This is a genomic window from Bacillus sp. EB106-02-03-XG38 (assembly GCF_058792175.1).
The window spans coordinates 199,207-217,843 of record NZ_JBYTED010000002.1 but is presented as its reverse complement, the minus strand read 5'-3'; the positions used below and the strand labels follow the sequence as shown (position 1 = coordinate 217,843).

The 18,637-nt window shown below is 36.8% G+C and carries 21 protein-coding genes; 19 read left to right on the top strand and 2 right to left on the bottom strand.

The annotated features are described in order from the left end of the window. Window positions 1-36: 36 nt before the first annotated feature. From qcrA to AC3WTI_RS10335, 8 genes are all read left to right on the top strand, one after another. Window positions 37-549, top strand: coding sequence for a menaquinol-cytochrome c reductase iron-sulfur subunit (gene qcrA / locus AC3WTI_RS10370; protein ID WP_048527045.1), 513 nt, complete (start codon window positions 37-39; stop codon window positions 547-549). Beyond that, a complete protein-coding gene (gene qcrB, locus AC3WTI_RS10365; RefSeq protein ID WP_000932700.1) occupies window positions 550-1,224 on the top strand; it encodes a menaquinol-cytochrome c reductase cytochrome b subunit in 675 nt (224 codons plus the stop codon). It begins immediately after the preceding gene. Window positions 1,225-1,267: 43 nt separating this feature from the next. Continuing rightward, complete coding sequence (qcrC, locus tag AC3WTI_RS10360) at window positions 1,268-2,035, top strand: menaquinol-cytochrome c reductase cytochrome b/c subunit (RefSeq protein ID WP_000554601.1); 768 nt, start codon at window positions 1,268-1,270, stop codon at window positions 2,033-2,035. A gap of 122 nt (window positions 2,036-2,157) precedes the next feature. Continuing rightward, the gene (gene lhaT, locus AC3WTI_RS10355) at window positions 2,158-2,748 is read left to right on the top strand and encodes a lipoprotein heptaprenylglyceryl N-acetyltransferase LhaT (RefSeq protein WP_142286636.1); all 591 of its coding nucleotides are present in this window, start codon (window positions 2,158-2,160) and stop codon (window positions 2,746-2,748) included. A 17-nt stretch (window positions 2,749-2,765) separates the two neighbouring features. Next, window positions 2,766-3,452 (top strand): lipoprotein intramolecular transacylase Lit, encoded by a 687-nt coding sequence (gene lit, locus AC3WTI_RS10350; protein ID WP_087958130.1) that lies wholly within the window; start codon window positions 2,766-2,768, stop codon window positions 3,450-3,452. A gap of 107 nt (window positions 3,453-3,559) precedes the next feature. Then, entirely contained in the window at window positions 3,560-4,348 is a 789-nt protein-coding gene (gene ypjB / locus AC3WTI_RS10345) for a sporulation protein YpjB (RefSeq protein WP_097840389.1), read from the top strand. Between the two features lie 102 nt (window positions 4,349-4,450). Further along, the gene (locus AC3WTI_RS10340; RefSeq protein WP_087958132.1) at window positions 4,451-5,134 is read left to right on the top strand and encodes a zinc metallopeptidase; all 684 of its coding nucleotides are present in this window, start codon (window positions 4,451-4,453) and stop codon (window positions 5,132-5,134) included. A 98-nt stretch (window positions 5,135-5,232) separates the two neighbouring features. After that, window positions 5,233-5,874: a uracil-DNA glycosylase gene (locus tag AC3WTI_RS10335; protein ID WP_253621527.1), complete on the top strand. Its 642-nt coding sequence runs from the start codon at window positions 5,233-5,235 to the stop codon at window positions 5,872-5,874. 28 nt (window positions 5,875-5,902) lie between these two features. Here the strand turns inward: AC3WTI_RS10335 and AC3WTI_RS10330 are convergent, their stop codons facing one another. Next, a complete protein-coding gene (locus AC3WTI_RS10330) occupies window positions 5,903-6,784 on the bottom strand; it encodes a YitT family protein (RefSeq protein ID WP_097840391.1) in 882 nt (293 codons plus the stop codon). Between the two features lie 382 nt (window positions 6,785-7,166). Here AC3WTI_RS10330 and AC3WTI_RS10325 point away from each other — a divergent pair, with 382 nt between their 5' ends. From AC3WTI_RS10325 to AC3WTI_RS10295, 7 genes are read left to right on the top strand one after another with little or no spacing between them, the layout of a single operon-like run. Further along, window positions 7,167-7,508: a nucleotide pyrophosphohydrolase gene (locus AC3WTI_RS10325; protein WP_001992677.1), complete on the top strand. Its 342-nt coding sequence runs from the start codon at window positions 7,167-7,169 to the stop codon at window positions 7,506-7,508. After that, window positions 7,508-8,308, top strand: a complete 801-nt coding sequence (gene dapB, locus AC3WTI_RS10320; protein WP_097840392.1) for a dihydrodipicolinate reductase — start codon at window positions 7,508-7,510, stop codon at window positions 8,306-8,308. The genes AC3WTI_RS10325 and dapB overlap by 1 nt, the downstream gene beginning before the upstream one ends. Before the next feature lie 14 nt (window positions 8,309-8,322). Continuing rightward, complete coding sequence (gene mgsA / locus AC3WTI_RS10315) at window positions 8,323-8,718, top strand: methylglyoxal synthase (protein ID WP_000684766.1); 396 nt, start codon at window positions 8,323-8,325, stop codon at window positions 8,716-8,718. A gap of 11 nt (window positions 8,719-8,729) precedes the next feature. Beyond that, window positions 8,730-9,434, top strand: coding sequence for a bacillithiol biosynthesis deacetylase BshB1 (gene bshB1 / locus AC3WTI_RS10310; RefSeq protein WP_087958136.1), 705 nt, complete (start codon window positions 8,730-8,732; stop codon window positions 9,432-9,434). After that, window positions 9,431-10,576 carry an N-acetyl-alpha-D-glucosaminyl L-malate synthase BshA gene (gene bshA, locus AC3WTI_RS10305; RefSeq protein WP_087958137.1) on the top strand — a complete coding sequence of 382 codons (1,146 nt, stop codon included), beginning with the start codon at window positions 9,431-9,433 and terminating at the stop codon, window positions 10,574-10,576. The genes bshB1 and bshA overlap by 4 nt, the downstream gene beginning before the upstream one ends. Then, window positions 10,563-11,756, top strand: a complete 1,194-nt coding sequence (locus tag AC3WTI_RS10300) for a CCA tRNA nucleotidyltransferase (protein ID WP_087958138.1) — start codon at window positions 10,563-10,565, stop codon at window positions 11,754-11,756. Before bshA ends, AC3WTI_RS10300 begins: the two co-directional genes overlap by 14 nt. Continuing rightward, window positions 11,741-12,721, top strand: a complete 981-nt coding sequence (locus tag AC3WTI_RS10295; RefSeq protein WP_097840393.1) for a biotin--[acetyl-CoA-carboxylase] ligase — start codon at window positions 11,741-11,743, stop codon at window positions 12,719-12,721. The genes AC3WTI_RS10300 and AC3WTI_RS10295 overlap by 16 nt, the downstream gene beginning before the upstream one ends. A gap of 26 nt (window positions 12,722-12,747) precedes the next feature. On the opposite strand, the gene AC3WTI_RS10290 is transcribed toward AC3WTI_RS10295, so the two are convergent. Then, window positions 12,748-13,137, bottom strand: coding sequence for a cupredoxin domain-containing protein (locus AC3WTI_RS10290; protein ID WP_087958140.1), 390 nt, complete (start codon window positions 13,135-13,137; stop codon window positions 12,748-12,750). Between the two features lie 398 nt (window positions 13,138-13,535). On the opposite strand from AC3WTI_RS10290, the gene panB reads away from it, so the two are divergent. The 4 genes from panB to dinG all read left to right on the top strand — a co-directional run bounded on the left by panB (window position 13,536) and on the right by dinG (window position 18,549). Beyond that, window positions 13,536-14,372 (top strand): 3-methyl-2-oxobutanoate hydroxymethyltransferase, encoded by an 837-nt coding sequence (gene panB, locus AC3WTI_RS10285; RefSeq protein WP_097840394.1) that lies wholly within the window; start codon window positions 13,536-13,538, stop codon window positions 14,370-14,372. Further along, a complete protein-coding gene (panC, locus tag AC3WTI_RS10280) occupies window positions 14,372-15,220 on the top strand; it encodes a pantoate--beta-alanine ligase (RefSeq protein ID WP_097840395.1) in 849 nt (282 codons plus the stop codon). Before panB ends, panC begins: the two co-directional genes overlap by 1 nt. 12 nt (window positions 15,221-15,232) lie before the next feature. Beyond that, on the top strand, window positions 15,233-15,616 hold the full coding sequence (panD, locus tag AC3WTI_RS10275; RefSeq protein ID WP_000490177.1) for an aspartate 1-decarboxylase: 384 nt from the start codon (window positions 15,233-15,235) through the stop codon (window positions 15,614-15,616). A gap of 128 nt (window positions 15,617-15,744) precedes the next feature. Beyond that, window positions 15,745-18,549, top strand: coding sequence for an ATP-dependent DNA helicase DinG (gene dinG, locus AC3WTI_RS10270; RefSeq protein WP_087958143.1), 2,805 nt, complete (start codon window positions 15,745-15,747; stop codon window positions 18,547-18,549). Window positions 18,550-18,637: the final 88 nt, after the last annotated feature.

Genomic DNA, 18,637 nt, shown 5'->3' with positions numbered 1-18,637 from the left:
CGAGGGGACAATTTCTGATAGAGGGGGGAAATTTTCGTGAGCGAGAAAGAACATCGTGTGTCAAGAAGACAGTTTTTAAATTACACCCTTACAGGGGTAGGAGGCTTTATGGCAGCGGGTATTTTAATGCCGATGACGCGATTTGCGCTTGATCCGGTGTTAAGAAAAGAAGCGGGAACGGATATGGTTGCTGTTGCACAAGTAAAAGACATTACAACAGAGCCGAAACGTTTCGACTTTAAGGTAAAGCAGGTTGATGGTTGGTACAAGTCAGAAGAGCCAAAATCAGCTTGGGTTCATAAAGATGAAAGCGGAGACATTGTTGCGTTCTCTCCAGTATGTAAACATTTAGGGTGTACAGTTAACTGGAATTCGGACAAAGCACATCCAAATCAATTCTTTTGTCCATGTCATGGGGGCCGTTACACAAAAGACGGGATGAACGTTAAAGGCACGCCGCCCCTTGCTCCGCTTGATATTTACGAATCTAAAGTGAAAGATGGAACACTGTATCTAGGAAAAGCGAAGCCAAAAGGGGGTGCAAAGTAGATGTTAAATAAAATTTATGATTGGGTAGATGAAAGGTTAGATATTACACCAATATGGCGTGATATCGCCGATCATGAAGTACCTGAGCATGTTAACCCGGCGCATCACTTTTCTGCATTCGTCTACTGCTTTGGTGGACTTACCTTTTTCGTTACTGTAATTCAAATTTTATCTGGAATGTTTTTAACGATGTATTATGTGCCTGATATTAAAAATGCTTGGGAATCGGTTTATTATTTACAAAATGAAGTTGCGTACGGACAAATCGTTCGTGGTATGCACCACTGGGGTGCTAGTCTCGTAATTGTAATGATGTTTTTACATACACTTAGAGTTTTCTTCCAGGGTGCATATAAAAAGCCTCGTGAGCTAAACTGGATTGTTGGGGTTCTTATTTTCTTTGTTATGTTAGGTCTTGGTTTTACCGGATATTTATTACCGTGGGATATGAAAGCGTTATTTGCTACGAAAGTAGGGATTCAAATTGCCGAGCAAACGCCGCTTATTGGTCCTTATATTAAAACATTACTCGCTGGTCATTCCGAAATTGTTGGCGCTCAAACATTAACTCGCTTCTTTGCTATTCACGTCTTCTTCTTACCAGCAGCACTTCTAGGTTTAATGGCCTTCCACTTCATCATGATTCGCAAACAAGGTATTTCCGGTCCGCTATAAGAGATTGCTAAATTAAAGGGGAAAGAACTAAAGGAGGGAGATTATGCATCGCGGCAAAGGGATGAAGTTTGTAGGAGATTCTCGGGTACCGGTAGCTCGGAAACCAAATATTCCAAAAGACTATTCTGAATACCCAGGGAAAACAGAAGCATTTTGGCCGAACTTCTTGTTAAAAGAATGGATGGTTGGTGCAGTTTTTTTAATCGGTTATTTATGTTTAACAGTGGCGCATCCGTCGCCGCTTGAGAGAATGGCAGATCCAACAGATGCCGGATATATACCACTTCCAGATTGGTATTTCTTATTCTTGTATCAGTTATTAAAGTATTCTTATGCTTCTGGCTCATTTACTGTAATTGGGGCGTTTATCATGCCAGGGATTGCGTTTGGCGCATTACTGTTAGCTCCATTTCTTGATCGAGGCCCAGAAAGACGCCCATTGAAGCGTCCTGTAGCAACTGGATTTATGCTTTTAGCAATTGCATCGATTATCTTTTTAACTTGGGAATCTGTAGCACACCACGACTGGGAAGCTGCAAAAAAACAAGGAGCAATTGTAAAAACAGCACCAGTTGATAAAAATGATGATGGCTATAAATTAATGCAAAAAAATACTTGTTTAACATGTCATGGTGACAATTTACAAGGCGGGGCAGCAGCACCAGCACTGCAAAACTTAACTTTAAAGCCAGAAGAAATTGCTAAAATTGCGAAAGACGGAAAAGGTTCCATGCCTAAAGGGGTATTTAAAGGTACAGATGAGGAACTGAAGAAACTTTCGGAATTCGTTGCAAAGTATAATAAAAAATAATAAAAAGCTGACTACAAAAAAATTGTAGTCAGCTTTTTATTTTGATGAAAGAAAGTTTACTATATAATAGAGTAGAGTTTGAGAAAAGAATGACTTTGTTTGAAAGGTGTTGGACATACAGCTTGGTTTACTTGTATGCAATGTTAAGACAACGCTCTGTCTTATTATTTTTATTAGTTGTTAACATATTAGGTACGATATACGGATTTATATGGTATGGAAATCAATTAAAAGAAACTTCACCTATATTTTGGCCGTTTGTACCCGATAGCCCGATGGCGAGTCTCTTTTTTGTCTTTGTTATAATTGCTTTTTTAATAAAGAGGAATTGGGGATTCATAGAGGCGCTAGCCATTGTTACTTTAATAAAATATGGTATATGGGCTGTTGTTGTAAATGGGGTTATGATTTATGTAAAAGGTCCTATTGGTCTTATCGGGTATATGTTAATGCTATCGCATTTTGCGATGGCAGTACAAGCAGTGTTATATGCACCGTTTTACCGCATAAAAAAATGGCATTTTGCGGTAGCGGCTATATGGACATTACATAATGATGCAATTGATTATTTGTTTTGGCAAATGCCGAGATATGGAATTATGCATTTGTTTGTAGGAGAAATTGGTTATTTTACGTTTTGGCTAAGCATCGCCACATTATGTGTTACATATTATTATTGCTTACGTGAGAACCGAAAACAGTTTTCTTTATGAACATTTAGGGGGAGACAATGAAGAAGAATAAGAGTGGTACAAAAATATTGGATCGATTGATTACGATAGTTGTTTCATATAGCATAGCATTTTCTATATTTGCACTCGCAACAACGGTGGTTGTATACGGAAAATGGCTATATTATTTTGAAATTGATTTTTTAAACATTCCAGACTTAGCGGATATGACGAAGGCTGATATTAAAAGAAATTATGATGTGCTTATCACATATTTATCTCCGTTTTATGACGGAGCATTACAGTTGCCTACATTAGATATGTCTACAAATGGCCGTATTCATTTTGTAGATGTTAAAAATATTTTAGTGAAAATTCAATATGTAATGTATGCGACAATTATGATTGCAATAGTAGGTGGCATGTATTTATTAAAAAAGAAAAATGAAAAGTTTTTACTACACGGATCAATTTTAACAATTATCTTTCCGATAGCGCTTATGTTACCGATCGCTATTAATTTTGAAAAGAGTTTTGTATTATTTCATAAGCTTTTATTTAGTAATGATTATTGGATGTTCGATATTGAAACGGATCCGATTATATTAATGTTACCAGAAGAATTCTTTATGCATGCTGCGTGTGCTATTTTATTATTTATTTTATTAGGTAGTATAATTTCTTATAGCTTGTATAGATATTTCGTAAAAAAGAAAAGGGTGTCAAAGGAAAAATTCTCTGTTTAAAGAGAATTTTTTTGTTTGTAAAACGATAATATATTTTTCGGTCCAGTTCTGTTCTATTCTTGTCCCAATTCACATATTTTGTACTAGTAGTTATAGGGGGGACCGTGATGAAGAGAACATTAATTGGATTGATAGCATTTCTAATTATAATGTTTCCGTTACGTATATATGCTGAAGAGTGGAGTGAACTAACAGGGTTGTTAGATGACTCATTACAATTAGTGAAGCGTAATGAAGATGAAAAAGCAGTACAAGTATTACAACATTTCTCGGAGCAGTTTGTCATAAAGGGGAATGAAAAGAAGCAAGAGGTAACACCAGATCAAGTTAGAGTTATTTCGTTAGCTTACGACAGGGCGAAACAATCTCTGGCGGAAGAAGCTTTAAGTAAACAAGTTAAAATTGATAATGTGTTAGCCTTGCAGCTCGCTGTTGATGCACAAGTATCGAAGTATCAACCACTTTGGATGGAAAGAGAAGAAAAAGTAATGGGTGCCTTTTCTCAAATGGAAAAAGCGATGAAAAAAGAAGATACGGGACAGTTTCAACAAACATTAAACACATTTTTACATGAATTTAATATTATTTATCCAAGCTTAATGATCGCCTTGCCAGAAAACGAAGTGCAGCGTGTAAATGCCCATTTATCTTATTTGGATGAATTTCGTAACGTTATGCTAAATACGAAAGGCGGACAAATGCAAGTAGGAATCATTAAAGGTGATTTACAAAAAATATTTCACACAGTAAAAAAAGATGAAATTGCACCCTCTCTCATTTGGTTTATGACAATTACTGGAGGTCTAATTCTCTTCACATTAACTTATGTTGGATGGAGAAAGTATAAAGGAGAGAGAGAAAAAAGAAAAAGTAATGTGCACTCTAAGAATAGATAATGCAAATAAATAAAGATATGGATTGTAAGGTTTATTCATTGACAATGATGGCAGAAGAAAATAGAATGAGAAGTACTATAATTAAAACTTCAATGGAGGTTCATGATGTTTTATTTAATTTACTTCGCGATCATAATGATCATACCGTTATATGCACAGTCAAAAGTACGTAGTGCCTATAGCAAGTATTCACAAGTTTATTCAACATCAGGTATGACAGGAGCGGAAGTGGCTCGAAAAATTTTAGATGAAAATGGATTATACAACGTAGCTGTAGAAGAAACACCAGGTCATTTATCAGACCATTATGATCCAACTGCCAAAACAGTTCGATTATCAACAGATAACTATTACGGTCATTCAGTTGCTGGTACAGCAGTTGCAGCACACGAAGTAGGACACGCAATTCAAGATGCACAAGATTATAACTTTATGCGTATTCGTCATTCGTTAGTTCCTGTGGCAAATTTTGGATCGAATATATCATGGGTATTTATTATGATTGGTATATTTGCGACAATGTCAAAACTATTGTTATTAGGAATTATTTTAATGGCAGCAGGTGTTGTGTTCCAACTCGTTACATTACCAGTCGAGTTTGATGCATCAAAGCGTGCAATGCAACAAATTGAAGCGTTAGGTATCGTATCAACAGATGAATATGGGCAAGCTCGTAAAGTATTAAATGCGGCAGCATTAACATATGTAGCAGCTGCAGCTGTAGCGGTATTTGAATTATTACGTCTCGTATTAATGTATACTGGTATGCAGCGTAGCGATGACTAAAGACTATCATTTGATAGTCTTTTTTTGTATTTTGGATTGAATTATATAATGTATTGCAAATAGAAATAATAGAAGTAATGCGGAAAGGCGGTGGGGAAATGAAATATCCAAGTCATTTAGTAAAACAAGTGAAAGAACGTAGTGCTCCTTATGAGCTAGAAGGCTTTTTAAGTGGACAAGGTCCTGAAAATCCAAAATTTATGTTGCTAGGAGAAGCACCTGGTGAAACAGAAATTCATAATGGAATTCCGTTTAGCGGGAGAGCGGGAAAACAATTAATGGGTTTTTTAGAGCGGATTGATGTTACAAGGGAAGAAGTATATATTACAAGCGCTGTACGAAGCAGACCGTATAAGTGGCGAGAGAAAAAAGAACGAAATGGTGAAATCATACAGAAAAAGTATAATAGAACACCGAATCAAGGAGAAATACTCGCCCATGCCCCTTTGTTAGATTATGAATTAGAGAAAATAAACCCGAAGCTTATCGTCACGCTTGGAAATATCGGTCTTCAACGTTTAACAGGAAAAAATAAAAAAATCACAGATGTACATGGACAATTATTAAAACAGCCCATTCAAAAATTAAAGGATATGCAAAGTGTAGCGTTTACATGGTCAGAGAAAGAATATCATATTTTCCCGACCTTTCATCCGGCTTCCATTTTTTATAATCGGAGTTTATTGGAGCTTATTTATGAGGATTTAAAGGAACTTAAAAAATATGTAATAAAAAACTAGAAAAGCGAAAGAGCTTTTCTAGTTCGGTTTATGTATGTAACGGATTTTTATTTTCATCTAATGTAAAACCTTCACCAACTACATCATGTACGTCACTTACAGCAACAAAGGCATGAGGATCTACAGAAGTAATAATATTTTTTAATTTCACGATTTCATTTTTAGCAACAACGCAATACAATACGTTCCGTTCCACTTTTGTATATGATCCAACAGCTTTTAAAAAGGTTGCTCCGCGTTCCATGTCAGATAAAATTTTGGCAGCAATTTCATCGTTTTTATCTGAGATAATCGTTGCTCCTTTCGCTGCATAGGCTCCTTCTTGCATAAAATCAATGACTTTCGCCCCGATAAAAACAGCAACTAACGTATACATGCCTTCGCGGTATGATAAATAGGTAAGAATAGAGACGATAATGACGATAGCATCAAACATAAACATCGTTTTCCCCATACTCCAGCCAACATATTTATGAGCGAGTCTTGCGATAATATCTACACCGCCAGTAGTCCCGCCATATTTAAATATGATGCCAAGACCGATACCGATAAATGCCCCGGCGAATAAAGCCGCGAGTGTCATATCATTTTGTAAGTTTAAATGTAAGTTAAGAACGTCGTAACGTTGAAAAATCCATAAAAATAAAGATACGCTGAATGTGCCAACTAGTGTATAGATAAATGTTGTTCTTCCAAGTAACTTCCACCCAATAAAAAATATAGGGATATTTAAAATTAAGTTTGAATAAGAAGGATCAAACTTAAAGAGAAAATACAATAATAGTGTAATACCGGTAAATCCACCTTCTGCAAGGTGATTTTCAATATTGATATTCACAATACCGAAAGAAAAAATAGCGGAACCGATTAAAATGAAAATGATATTTCGAATCTTCAAATTTGATTTCATATAGAAATCCTCCTAATTATGTAAATGGTATTGCTCCGCTGAAACGGTAAAACATAATGACAAGTAATTTCTAGTTGTTAGTGAAAATAGTGAAGGCTATAAAAATGATGGGTTTGGGCTAAGCTTTTGCAAAAATCGCACAAGAAGTTCCACTTTACCCCATTCCAAGGGCTGGTAGGGGATAAAGCTCTGAAGCAGGGCAAACCAGCTGCAAGAACCCGATTGGTGTGGGCTGATCTTTTGCAAAAAAGATAAAAGAAAGTTTCACTTAATTATAGTCTATCCAAAAAAGGGTAGCAAATAGGTGTTTGGCGGGGAATAATATTTGTCAAATCGCGATGAATTGGCTAACATGAAAGAGGAAGGATTAGAGGTGAATTGTATGGAAGCAAAAACGATGAAGGATATGCAGAAAGAAGTAGATGCATATATTGGTCAGTTTAAAGAAGGTTATTTCAGCCCACTTGCAATGATGGCTCGTTTAACAGAAGAAATGGGGGAGCTTGCAAGAGAGGTTAATCATTATTATGGTGAGAAACCGAAGAAAACAACTGAAACAGAACGTAGTATTGAAGAAGAGCTTGGAGATGTATTATTTGTTATGATTTGTATGGCAAATAGTTTAAATATTGATTTAGAAACAGCACATAACATTGTAATGAATAAATTTAATACTCGCGATAAAGATCGCTGGACACGTATTGATGAGGGAGAGAAAGAATAATGAAAGAAATTAAAGTAATTATCGCTGGACCAAGAGGACGTATGGGGCATGAAGCAGTCCTTCTTATGGAAAGAACGCAACATTTTAATTTAGTAGCAGCAGTAGATTATAAGCATGGCGGAGAGAAAATTTCTGATTTACCAGGCATGCCAGCGCTAAATGCACCTGTTTACGCAGATTTACATACTTGTTTAGAAGAAGTAGAAGCTGATGTGTTGTTAGATTTAACAACGCCAGAAGTTGGGAAACAACACGTTACGCTAGCAGTTGAGCGTGGACTTCGTTCTGTTATTGGTACAACTGGATTTACAGAAGAAGAACTAAAACAATTAACAGAGAATGCGAAAGAAAAAGCAGTAGGAACAATTATCGCTCCAAACTTTGCGATTGGTGCAGTTCTAATGATGAAATTCTCACAAATGGCAGCGAAGTATTTCCAAGATGTTGAAGTAATTGAATTGCATCATGATCAAAAGTTAGATGCACCATCTGGTACAGCGGTAAAAACAGTAGAATTAATTCGTCAAAATCGTGAATCAAAACAGCAAGGTCACCCGAATGAAGTAGAACAACTAGAAGGTGCTCGTGGTGCAAATGTAGACGGCATTCACATTCATAGTGTACGTTTACCAGGACTTATCGCACACCAAGAAGTAATGTTTGGTGGAGATGGACAAATGTTAACGGTTCGCCATGATTCATTCAATCGTGCATCATTTATGTCGGGTGTAAAACTATCAATTGAGACAGTAATGAATCTAGATCATCTTGTGTACGGTTTAGAAAACATTATCGACTAAAGGGGAGACAACGGATGAAAATTGCCTTAATCGCACATGACAAAAAGAAAAATGACATGGTTTCGTTTGCATACGCATATAAACCAATTTTTGAGCAACATGAATTATTTGCAACAGGAACGACAGGACTTCGTATTATGGAGGCAACTGGTTTAGTTGTAACAAGATATCAATCGGGTCCTCTTGGTGGAGATCAAGAAATTGGTGCCATGATTGCCAAAAACGATATGGATATGGTGATTTTTTTCCGAGACCCACTAACTGCACAGCCGCATGAACCAGATGTAAATGCATTACTTCGTTTATGTGATGTATATGCGATTCCACTTGCAACGAATATGGCAAGTGCTGAAATGTTAATGCACGCATTAGAGCGAGGAGATTTAGATTACCGCAAGTTTAGAAAATGAGGGGAACAATTATGAGTGGATTACATATATTAGCGTTTGGTGCTCATGCCGATGATGTTGAAATCGGCATGGCTGGTACCATTGCTAAATATACGAAGCAAGGTTATGAAGTAGGTATTTGTGATTTAACAGAAGCTGATCTTTCTTCTAATGGAACGATAGAGTTAAGAAAAGAAGAAGCTAAGGCGGCAGCTCGTATCATGGGAGTAAAAGCGAGACTAAATTTAGCGATGCCAGACCGTGGTTTGTATATGAAAGAAGAATATATACGTGAAATTGTAAAGGTGATTCGTACATATAAACCAAAACTAGTTTTTGCGCCGTATTATGAAGATCGTCATCCAGATCATGCAAATTGTGCAAAACTTGTGGAAGAAGCTATTTTTTCAGCGGGAATTCGTAAATATATGCCAGAGGTTCCACCACATCGTGTGGAGTCTTTTTATCATTATATGATTAATGGTTTTCATAAACCGAATTTCTGTATAGATATAAGTGAGTACGTATCACAAAAAGTAGAAGCATTAGAAGCGTATGAAAGTCAGTTTTCAACAGGGAGTGATGGTGTGAAAACGCCGTTAACAGAAGGTTACGTTGAAACTGTAGTCGCTCGTGAGAAAATGTTTGGAAAAGAAGTTGGAGTCTTATATGCCGAAGGATTTATGAGTAAGAAACCGGTTTTATTACATGCTGATTTAATAGGGGGATGTAAATGAAATTAAAAATAGGTATTACATGTTATCCTTCTGTAGGTGGTTCTGGAGTTGTTGGAACAGAATTAGGAAAGCAATTAGCGGAACGTGGGCATGAAATTCATTTTATTACATCGGGTTTACCATTCCGGTTAAATAAAGTGTATCCAAACATTTATTTTCATGAAGTGACGGTAAATCAATACTCTGTATTTCAATATCCACCATACGATTTAGCATTAGCGAGTAAAATGGCAGAGGTTGCACAAAGAGAAAACCTAGACATTTTACATGTGCATTACGCAATACCACATGCCATTTGTGCTTATTTAGCGAAACAAATGATTGGAGAGCGTATTAAAATTGTTACAACCTTGCATGGAACAGATATTACTGTGTTAGGTTCCGACCCTTCGTTAAATAATTTAATTCGTTTTGGTATTGAACAATCCGATGTTGTGACGGCTGTCTCGCATTCATTAATTAACGAAACGCATGAGCTTGTAAAACCAAATAAAGATATTCAAACGGTATATAATTTTATAGACGAACGTGTATATTTCAAGCGTGATATGACTCAATTAAAGAAAGAATACGGTATAAGTGAAAATGAAAAGATACTCATTCATATTTCAAATTTCCGTAAAGTGAAACGTGTGCAAGATGTTGTTCAGGCATTTGCTAAAATTGTTACAGAAGTAGATGCGAAGTTGCTTCTTGTTGGAGATGGACCAGAATTTTGCACGATTCTACAGTTAGTGAAAAATCTACATATTGAAGATCGCGTCTTATTCTTAGGGAAGCAAGATAATGTTGCGGAGCTACTTGCGATGAGTGATTTAATGTTACTTCTATCAGAGAAAGAGAGTTTTGGTCTTGTTTTATTAGAAGCGATGGCGTGTGGTGTACCTTGTATCGGAACAAGGGTTGGAGGTATTCCAGAAGTCATTCAACATGGTGAAACAGGATATTTATGTGAAGTTGGCGATACGACGGGAGTGGCAAATCAAGCCATTCAGTTATTAAAGGATGAAGAACTTCACCGTAATATGGGAGAGCGAGCAAGAGCAAGTGTTTACGAGCAGTTCCGCTCTGAAAAAATCGTCTCACAATATGAAACGATTTACTATGATGTACTAAGGGATGACAAAAATGGAAAGATTTAAAAAAGCTAGTTCTATTATTGAGACTTTAAAGCAACAAGGGCATGAGGCCTACTTTGTCGGCGGAAGCGTACGAGATCTTATTATTGATAGGCCAATTGGAGATATTGACATTGCGACATCTGCTTTACCAGAAGAAGTGATGGCTATATTTCCAAGACATGTTCCTGTTGGTCTTGAGCATGGAACTGTAATTGTAGTAGAAAATGGTGAACCTTATGAGGTAACCACGTTTCGAACAGAGAGCGAATATGAAGATTTTCGAAGACCTAGTAGTGTTCAATTTGTTCGTTCATTAGAAGAGGATTTAAAACGTCGTGATTTCACAATGAATGCAATTGCCATGACAGAAGAAGGCGAAATGGTTGATTTATTTGCTGGACAGGAAGCGATTCAAAAGAGAGAAATTGTGACAGTTGGAAATGCTGCGGATCGTTTTCAAGAAGATGCCTTGCGAATGATGCGTGGTATTCGATTCGTAAGTACGTTAGGTTTTTCTTTAGAAATGAAAACGAAACAAGCAATTGAAACATATGGACATTTACTGGAACATATAGCAATTGAGCGAATTACAGTGGAGTTTGAGAAACTATTAACTGGCACATACTGCGTGAAGGGTTTGCAACAATTAGTAGAAACGAAACTCTTTTCTCATCTGCCATATTTACAAATGTCAGAAGAGAGATTGTTACAAGCTACGCAGTATAAATGGGATTCTTTTGAAACAGACATTGAGGCATGGGCATTTTTCTTATATTGCATCGGGGAAGAACATCCATCTGTCTTTTTACGTCAATGGAAGTTTTCGAATAAAAAAATAAAAGATATCGTCGCAGTTTTATTAACAATCCGTACGAGAAAGGAGAAGGATTGGGATACAGTCCTTCTTTATAAAACGGGAATTCATATCGCTGAAATGGCAGAAAGAGTATATGAAGCGATGATTGAAAGCTATGACAATACATCTGTGAAACGAGTGCAAACGTTGTTTGAAGCATTGCCAATCAAGAGTCGACAAGAAATGAATGTCACTGGGAATGATTTATTAAACTGGGCAAATAAAAAGCCAGGTCCATGGGTTGCTGAAATGATTCAAAACATTGAGGAAGCAATCGTACAAGGAAACGTAGTGAATGAGAAAGAGTGTATAAGGGAGTGGCTGCAAGAATGCAATCTACTATAAGAAAGCAGTTATTACAAGTTTTTTCAGAAGCGGATGGCGAGTTTGTATCTGGCCAAACGATTAGTGATAAACTTGGTTGTTCAAGAACCGCCGTGTGGAAACATATGGAGGACCTTCGGAATGAGGGATATGAACTTGAAGCTGTGCGTCGATTAGGTTATCGCATTGCGGGTAAGCCAGACAAAGTGACTGCTAATGAAATTCAGTTAGGGTTACAAACGAAACATATTGGTAGAACGGTATATTTTGAAGAATCTGTTGAATCTACGCAGCATATTGCAGCAAAACTTGCTTATGAAGGTGCAGAAGAAGGAACGATTGTTGTGGCAGAAGAACAAACATCGGGCAGAGGTCGTTTAAGCAGGAAATGGTACTCGCCAAAAGGAACAGGAATTTGGATGAGTATTATTTTACGTCCATCAATCCCGGTTCATCATGCACCACAACTTACTTTGTTAGCGGCTGTTAGCGTTGCACAAGCAATTGAAAAGTGTACGGGTGTAAACGTAGGAATAAAATGGCCAAATGATATTTTGATTCAAGGGAAAAAGGCTGTAGGTATATTAACAGAAATGCAGGCGGATCCTGATAAAATTAATGCTGTCATTATGGGGATTGGTATTAATGCGAATCAAAAGCAAGAACATTTTGATGAGGAAATTCAGCATATTGCTACTTCTTTAGCGATTGAATCTGGTAGGCCGATTGTTCGTGCAGAGCTTATGCAACAAATCTTTTTACAACTAGAAAAATTATATGAAGAGTATTTACAAAATGGTTTCTCTGTCATTAAAATTCTTTGGGAAAGTTACGCTGTGAGCATCGGGAAAGAAATTACCGCTCGAACGATGAGAGAGACAATTACAGGGGTAGCAAAAGGAATTACAGAGGATGGTGTATTGCTTCTGGAGGACCATGAAGGGAAAGTACATCACATTCATTCTGCAGATATCGAAATTAAGTAAAAGAAGTTCCTTTTTGGAACTTCTTTTTATTCGACTATTACTTTGCCTTCCATTCCTTTAAGAAGATGGTACCGGCATATTAATTCATATGTACCAGTACTTGTAGGTTTCACGGTAATATTTTTTTCTTTTCCTGACTCGACTACGACGTCAATGCCGAGTTTTTTTACTGTAAAGGTGTGCTCGCTTTTACCTTTGTTTTTCAAAAGAAATGTTGTGGATTGTTCAATCGGTATCGTGATGACATTAGGGTTAAAGAAATCATCATTCAGTTCAACTTCAATGACTTTCGTTGCATCGATAGGTTGTGTTACGACGTTAACTGAGGCAAATGCATGGAAGGAGCTAAAAGTTATCATCCCAACAATCATCACAAGCAGACCAGTGAATCGAAATAACCATTTGTTCATAGACATTCGCAATTCTCCTTTTGTTAAGTATGTTCCACAATTAACTTGCATCATAAGTTTAAGAGTTATACGAGTCACTTATCTTTATATAATTGAGTTATTTATAAAAAATTTCACATATCGTAATGAGAATAAAAATTATTTTTTCAAAAAAATGTAGTAATTCCTTTTTGGAGTTTGCTATAATTAGTTCGAATATGGGCAGTATCAGAGCGAACTGCACCATCATTCGAAGCAATACGAAAAAATAATAACTTGGATTCTGCCTTGATCCAATAACGGACTGGGACAGAGGGATGAATAATGCCGACTAACACACAACCCTTCTGCCCTTTTATGGCCAGAGGGGTTTTTTTATATGATTTCGGCCATCTCCTCTCTCCTGTATAAAGGAGGAGTAGTTTTTGAAAACAAAAACAGATTTTTTGAAAATGAAAGAGCAAGGTGAGCCGATTACAATGCTAACGGCGTATGATTATCCATCTGCTAAGTTAGCAGAAGAAGCTGAAGTTGATATGATTCTAGTTGGAGATTCCCTTGGGATGGTTGTGCTCGGCTACGATTCAACAGTACCTGTAACAGTAGAGGATATGATTCATCATACGAAAGCTGTACGCCGAGGAGCGAAAGAGACGTTTATTGTAACTGATATGCCATTTATGTCGTATCATGTGTCGCCTCAAGATACGATGGTGAATGCACGCCGCATTGTTCAAGAGAGTGGTGCTCATGCACTGAAGGTAGAAGGTGCAGGGGAAGTGGTATCAACTATTCATTACTTGATGAATGCGGGGATTCCTGTCGTGGCACACTTGGGCTTAACTCCTCAATCTGTAGGAGTACTAGGTGGGTATAAAGTACAAGGAAAAGATGCTGAAAGTGCAAAAAAATTAATAGAAGATGCGAAGAGGTGTGAGGAAGCTGGTGCGATAGCGCTTGTGTTAGAATGTGTGCCAATGCAATTAGCGGAATTAATTTCGAAGCAACTAACAATTCCGACGATTGGAATTGGAGCAGGGAAAAAAGTAGATGGGCAAGTACTTGTTTATCATGATCTTATCTCATACGGCGTAAATCGTGTTCCGAAATTTGTGAAGCAATATACGTCTGTTCAAGAGGAGATTGTACGTGGGATTTTACAATATGTTACTGAAGTAAAGACAGGGCAATTTCCAGAAGAAAAACATTCATTCACAATGAAAGAGGAAGAATGCTTAGCGTTATACGGAGGAAAGCAATAATGAAAATCGTAACTACAGTGCAAGAGATGCAGCAAATTACAAAAGAACTGCATGCAAGTGGAAAAAGTATTGGTTTTGTTCCAACGATGGGTTATTTACATGAAGGTCATGCGACTTTATTACGTGAGGCAAGAGAAGAAAATGAAATTGTAGTTTTAAGCGTGTTTGTCAATCCGCTACAATTTGGCCCGAATGAAGATTTAGATCGATACCCTCGTGATATTGATAGAGATGAAAATGTAGCAAAAGAAAACGGTGTAGATTATTTATTTTATCCAAGCGTAGAAGAAATGTATCCAGCAGAACAAACGACAACAGTAGAAGTTGTAAAGCGCACCGATGTATTATGCGGCAAACAAAGACCTGGTCATTTCGCTGGTGTTGCGACTGTACTAATGAAACTATTCAATATTACATTACCAACGCGTGCGTATTTCGGTATGAAAGATGCACAACAAGTTGCTGTCATTGAAGGATTTGTCGCTGATTTTAATATTCCGGTTACGATCGTACCAGTGGATATTGTAAGGGAAGAAGATGGATTAGCGAAAAGTTCTCGTAACGTGTATTTATCACAAGAAGAGCGTGAAGAGGCTCCTCATTTATACCGCAGTCTATGTGTAGCGAAAGAAAGAATTGAGGCAGGCGAACGTAATGCAGAAATCGTTACAACTCTTGTGAAAGAGTATATTGAGACGTATACGAAAGGCATTGTAGATTATGCTGATTTATATGCCTATCCTTCACTGCAAGTAATAGATAAAATTGAAGGACGAATCATTTTAGCAATTGCAGTTAAATTCGAGAATGTACGATTAATTGACAATATAACATTAACGGTTAAATAAGGGGGAGCATCTATGTTTCGCACAATGATGAGAGCGAAGTTACATCGCGCAACAGTAACAGAAGCAAATTTAAATTATGTAGGTAGTATTACAATTGATGAAGATTTAATGGATGCAGTAAATATTGTAGAAAATGAAAAAGTACAAATTGTAAATAACAATAATGGTGCTCGCTTAGAGACATATGTTATTAAGGGAGAACGCGGTAGCGGTGTTGTTTGTTTAAATGGTGCAGCTGCAAGGCTTGTGCAACCAGGGGATAAAGTTATTATTATTTGCTACGGTCTAGTGGCAGAAGAAAATATTCATAAACAAGAGCCGAAAATTGCAGTATTAGACGATAATAATCAAATTATTGAAATGTTAGGTGCTGAAAAAGCGGGTACGATATTATAAGTAAGCAGGCTATCTCTATTACGGAGATAGCTTTTTTGTGCATCTTTTCATTAAGATGAGATAAAACGTGGTATAGTAACATTATATAATTTTGTGTTTGATAGGTAAGAAATTGAGGTGTTACATATATGAGTAAGCGTTATGTCGTTGTGGATTTAGAGACGACAGGGAACTCCTGGAAGGATGGGAAGGATAAAATTACCCAAATTGCAGCTGTTGTAGTGGAAGATGGAGAGATATTAGAGATTTTTTCATCTTTTATTAATCCGAAGAGAGAGATTCCGCCATTTATTACAGAGTTAACAGGGATTGATGAGAGTATGGTTAAGCAAGCCCCGTTATTTCAAGATGTAGCCCCGATGGTTGTTGAGCTATTACAAGGTGCAGCTTTTGTTGCACATAACGTTCACTTTGATTGGAATTTTTTAACGGAAGAATTAAGGCAGGCTGGATATACAGAAATACATTGTCCAAAAGTTGATACAGTTGAGTTGGCACAAATTCTTTTGCCGACAGCTGATAGTTATAAATTACGTGATTTAGCTAAACAACACGAACTAGAGCACGATCAACCACATCGTGCGGATAGTGATGCTCTTGCAACAGCGGAGTTGTTTTTACAATTTTTAAATGAAATTGAAAAGTTACCACTTGTCACCTTGCAATCGCTCTATGAATTAAGCGATGTTTTTCAAAGTGATATAGCGGATGTACTTTCTGAAAATATTTTAAAGAAAATGATGCATGGTAAAAAAGCGGCTGAGGGTTATGAAGTGTATAGAAATATTGCACTTCGAAAACGGAATTATTCTTTAAATCTCAGTGAAACGTGTTCATTAAAATTTGATGCTTTCTTGCATAAGACAGTTGAGAAACTTGAATTGAATATGCCAAAGTTTGAAAAAAGAGAAAGCCAACAGATTATGATGAAGGAAATATATACAGCGCTAAGAGATTCTAGATTTTCATTAATTGAAGCAGGAACAGGAACAGGAAAAACTCTTGCATATTTACTTCCAAGTATTTATTTTGCAACGAAAAAAGAGGAACCTGTCATCATAAGTACCCAAACAGTACAACTGCAACAACAAATATTAGAAAAAGAAATTCCATTATTACAGAAAATAATGCCATTTTCATTTGAAGTAGCTCTTTTGAAAGGAAGAAAGCACTATCTTTGTCTACATAAATTTGAATATGCTTTGCAAGAGGAAGAGAAAAATTATGATATGGCGCTCACAAAGGCAAAAATTTTAGTGTGGTTATTGCAAACGGAAACAGGCGATCGAGATGAATTGAATATTCCTGAGGGCGGAAAGTTACTTTGGAACCGTATTTGTAGTGATGTACATAGTCCGGGCGGGATGCAAAGCAACTGGTATAGCCGTTGTTTTTATCAACGAGCAAAGAATAAAGCATTATTTGCAGATATCGTTATTACAAATCATGCGTTATTATTTCAAGATTTTTCGAGTGAAGAACCGCTATTTGCTTCATGTGAACATATTATTTTTGATGAGGCTCATCATATTGAGGAAGCGGCGAGTAGAACGTTAGGTGAACAGTTCTCTTGTATGTATTTCCAGATAGTTTTATCTCGTCTTGGTACGCTAGAAACCGATGATGTACTTTCTAAAGTATATAAAATGATGAAAAAATCAGAGCAAGCCTCGCGTTCGACTTTCCGTATGGTGAGTCATAGTTTGAAGGAATTGAAATTTGATGCGGATGAGTTATTCCAAATGTTACGTGCTTTCATATTTAAACAAACGAAGCAGGAACAAGGGATAAGTAATATGCCACTCATTTATCGATATAACACGGAAGTAGAGAAAGGTAAGTTATGGGATAGCATTACTGAGTTAACAAATCGTTTTGTATACGATGTAAGAAAATTATTGACTACACTTGAGAAGCAAGTTGAAATATTGCAAAGTAAATTAGAATGGGAGATGCATGTTGTTACAGGTGAATTTATGCATTTAATTGAGTTGTTGAGAAAGATGGAACAATCTTTACAATCACTCATTTTAGAAAAAAATTCATATGTGACATGGATGGAGACGGAAACGAAGGGAACGATTCATTCAACTGTTTTATATGGGCAGCCGGTTCATATTGGTGAAAGATTTGCGGATGAATTTTTAACAGAGAAAAAAAGTGTTATTTTCACATCAGCAACGTTAACAGTAAATGATTCGTTTGACTATATAAAAGAAGAGCTAGGTTTATACGATTTTGCTCCAAATACATTACAAGTCCCGTCACCATTCCGTTTTGAAGAACAGATGAAATTAATGGTTTCAACGGATGTGCCTTTTATTAAGCAAGCAAGTAATGAAGAATATATTGAATCTGTGTCGGCACATATTGCAAAAATAGCGAAAGCTACAAAAGGTAGAATGCTCGTTTTATTCACTTCATATGAAATGTTGAAAGAAGCGTATACGAATTTGAAAAATGATGATGAATTAGAAGGATATTTATTATTAACGCAAAGTGTGAATAATAAGAGCCGAAGTCGTCTTATTCGTAAATTTCAAGAGTTCGACAAATCAATTTTATTAGGAACAAGTAGTTTTTGGGAAGGGATAGATATACCTGGAGATGCGCTTAGTTGTCTTGTTATTGTTCGGCTGCCCTTTACCCCTCCTCATCAACCGATGATGGAAGCGAAAGGAGAGTGGTTAAAAAATCAAGGGGAGGACGTATTCGCTAAGTTAGCACTTCCGCAAGCAATACTGCGTTTTAAACAAGGATTCGGTCGTCTTATTAGAACAAGTACAGATACCGGAACGGTATTTGTATTAGATCGTCGTTTGACGAGCGCTTCCTATGGAAAACGATTTTTACAATCAATCCCAACTGTCCCGCTCTATGAAGGCCCTTTAGAAGAATTGTTAGAACAATTAAAAGAACAGCCAACTGAATAAAGTAAAACTTTAATCAGTGGGGGTTCTTCATCCCCCACTGATTATTAGCCCTCACCAATCGAATTTTAATGGGCAGCCCGACCCCCAC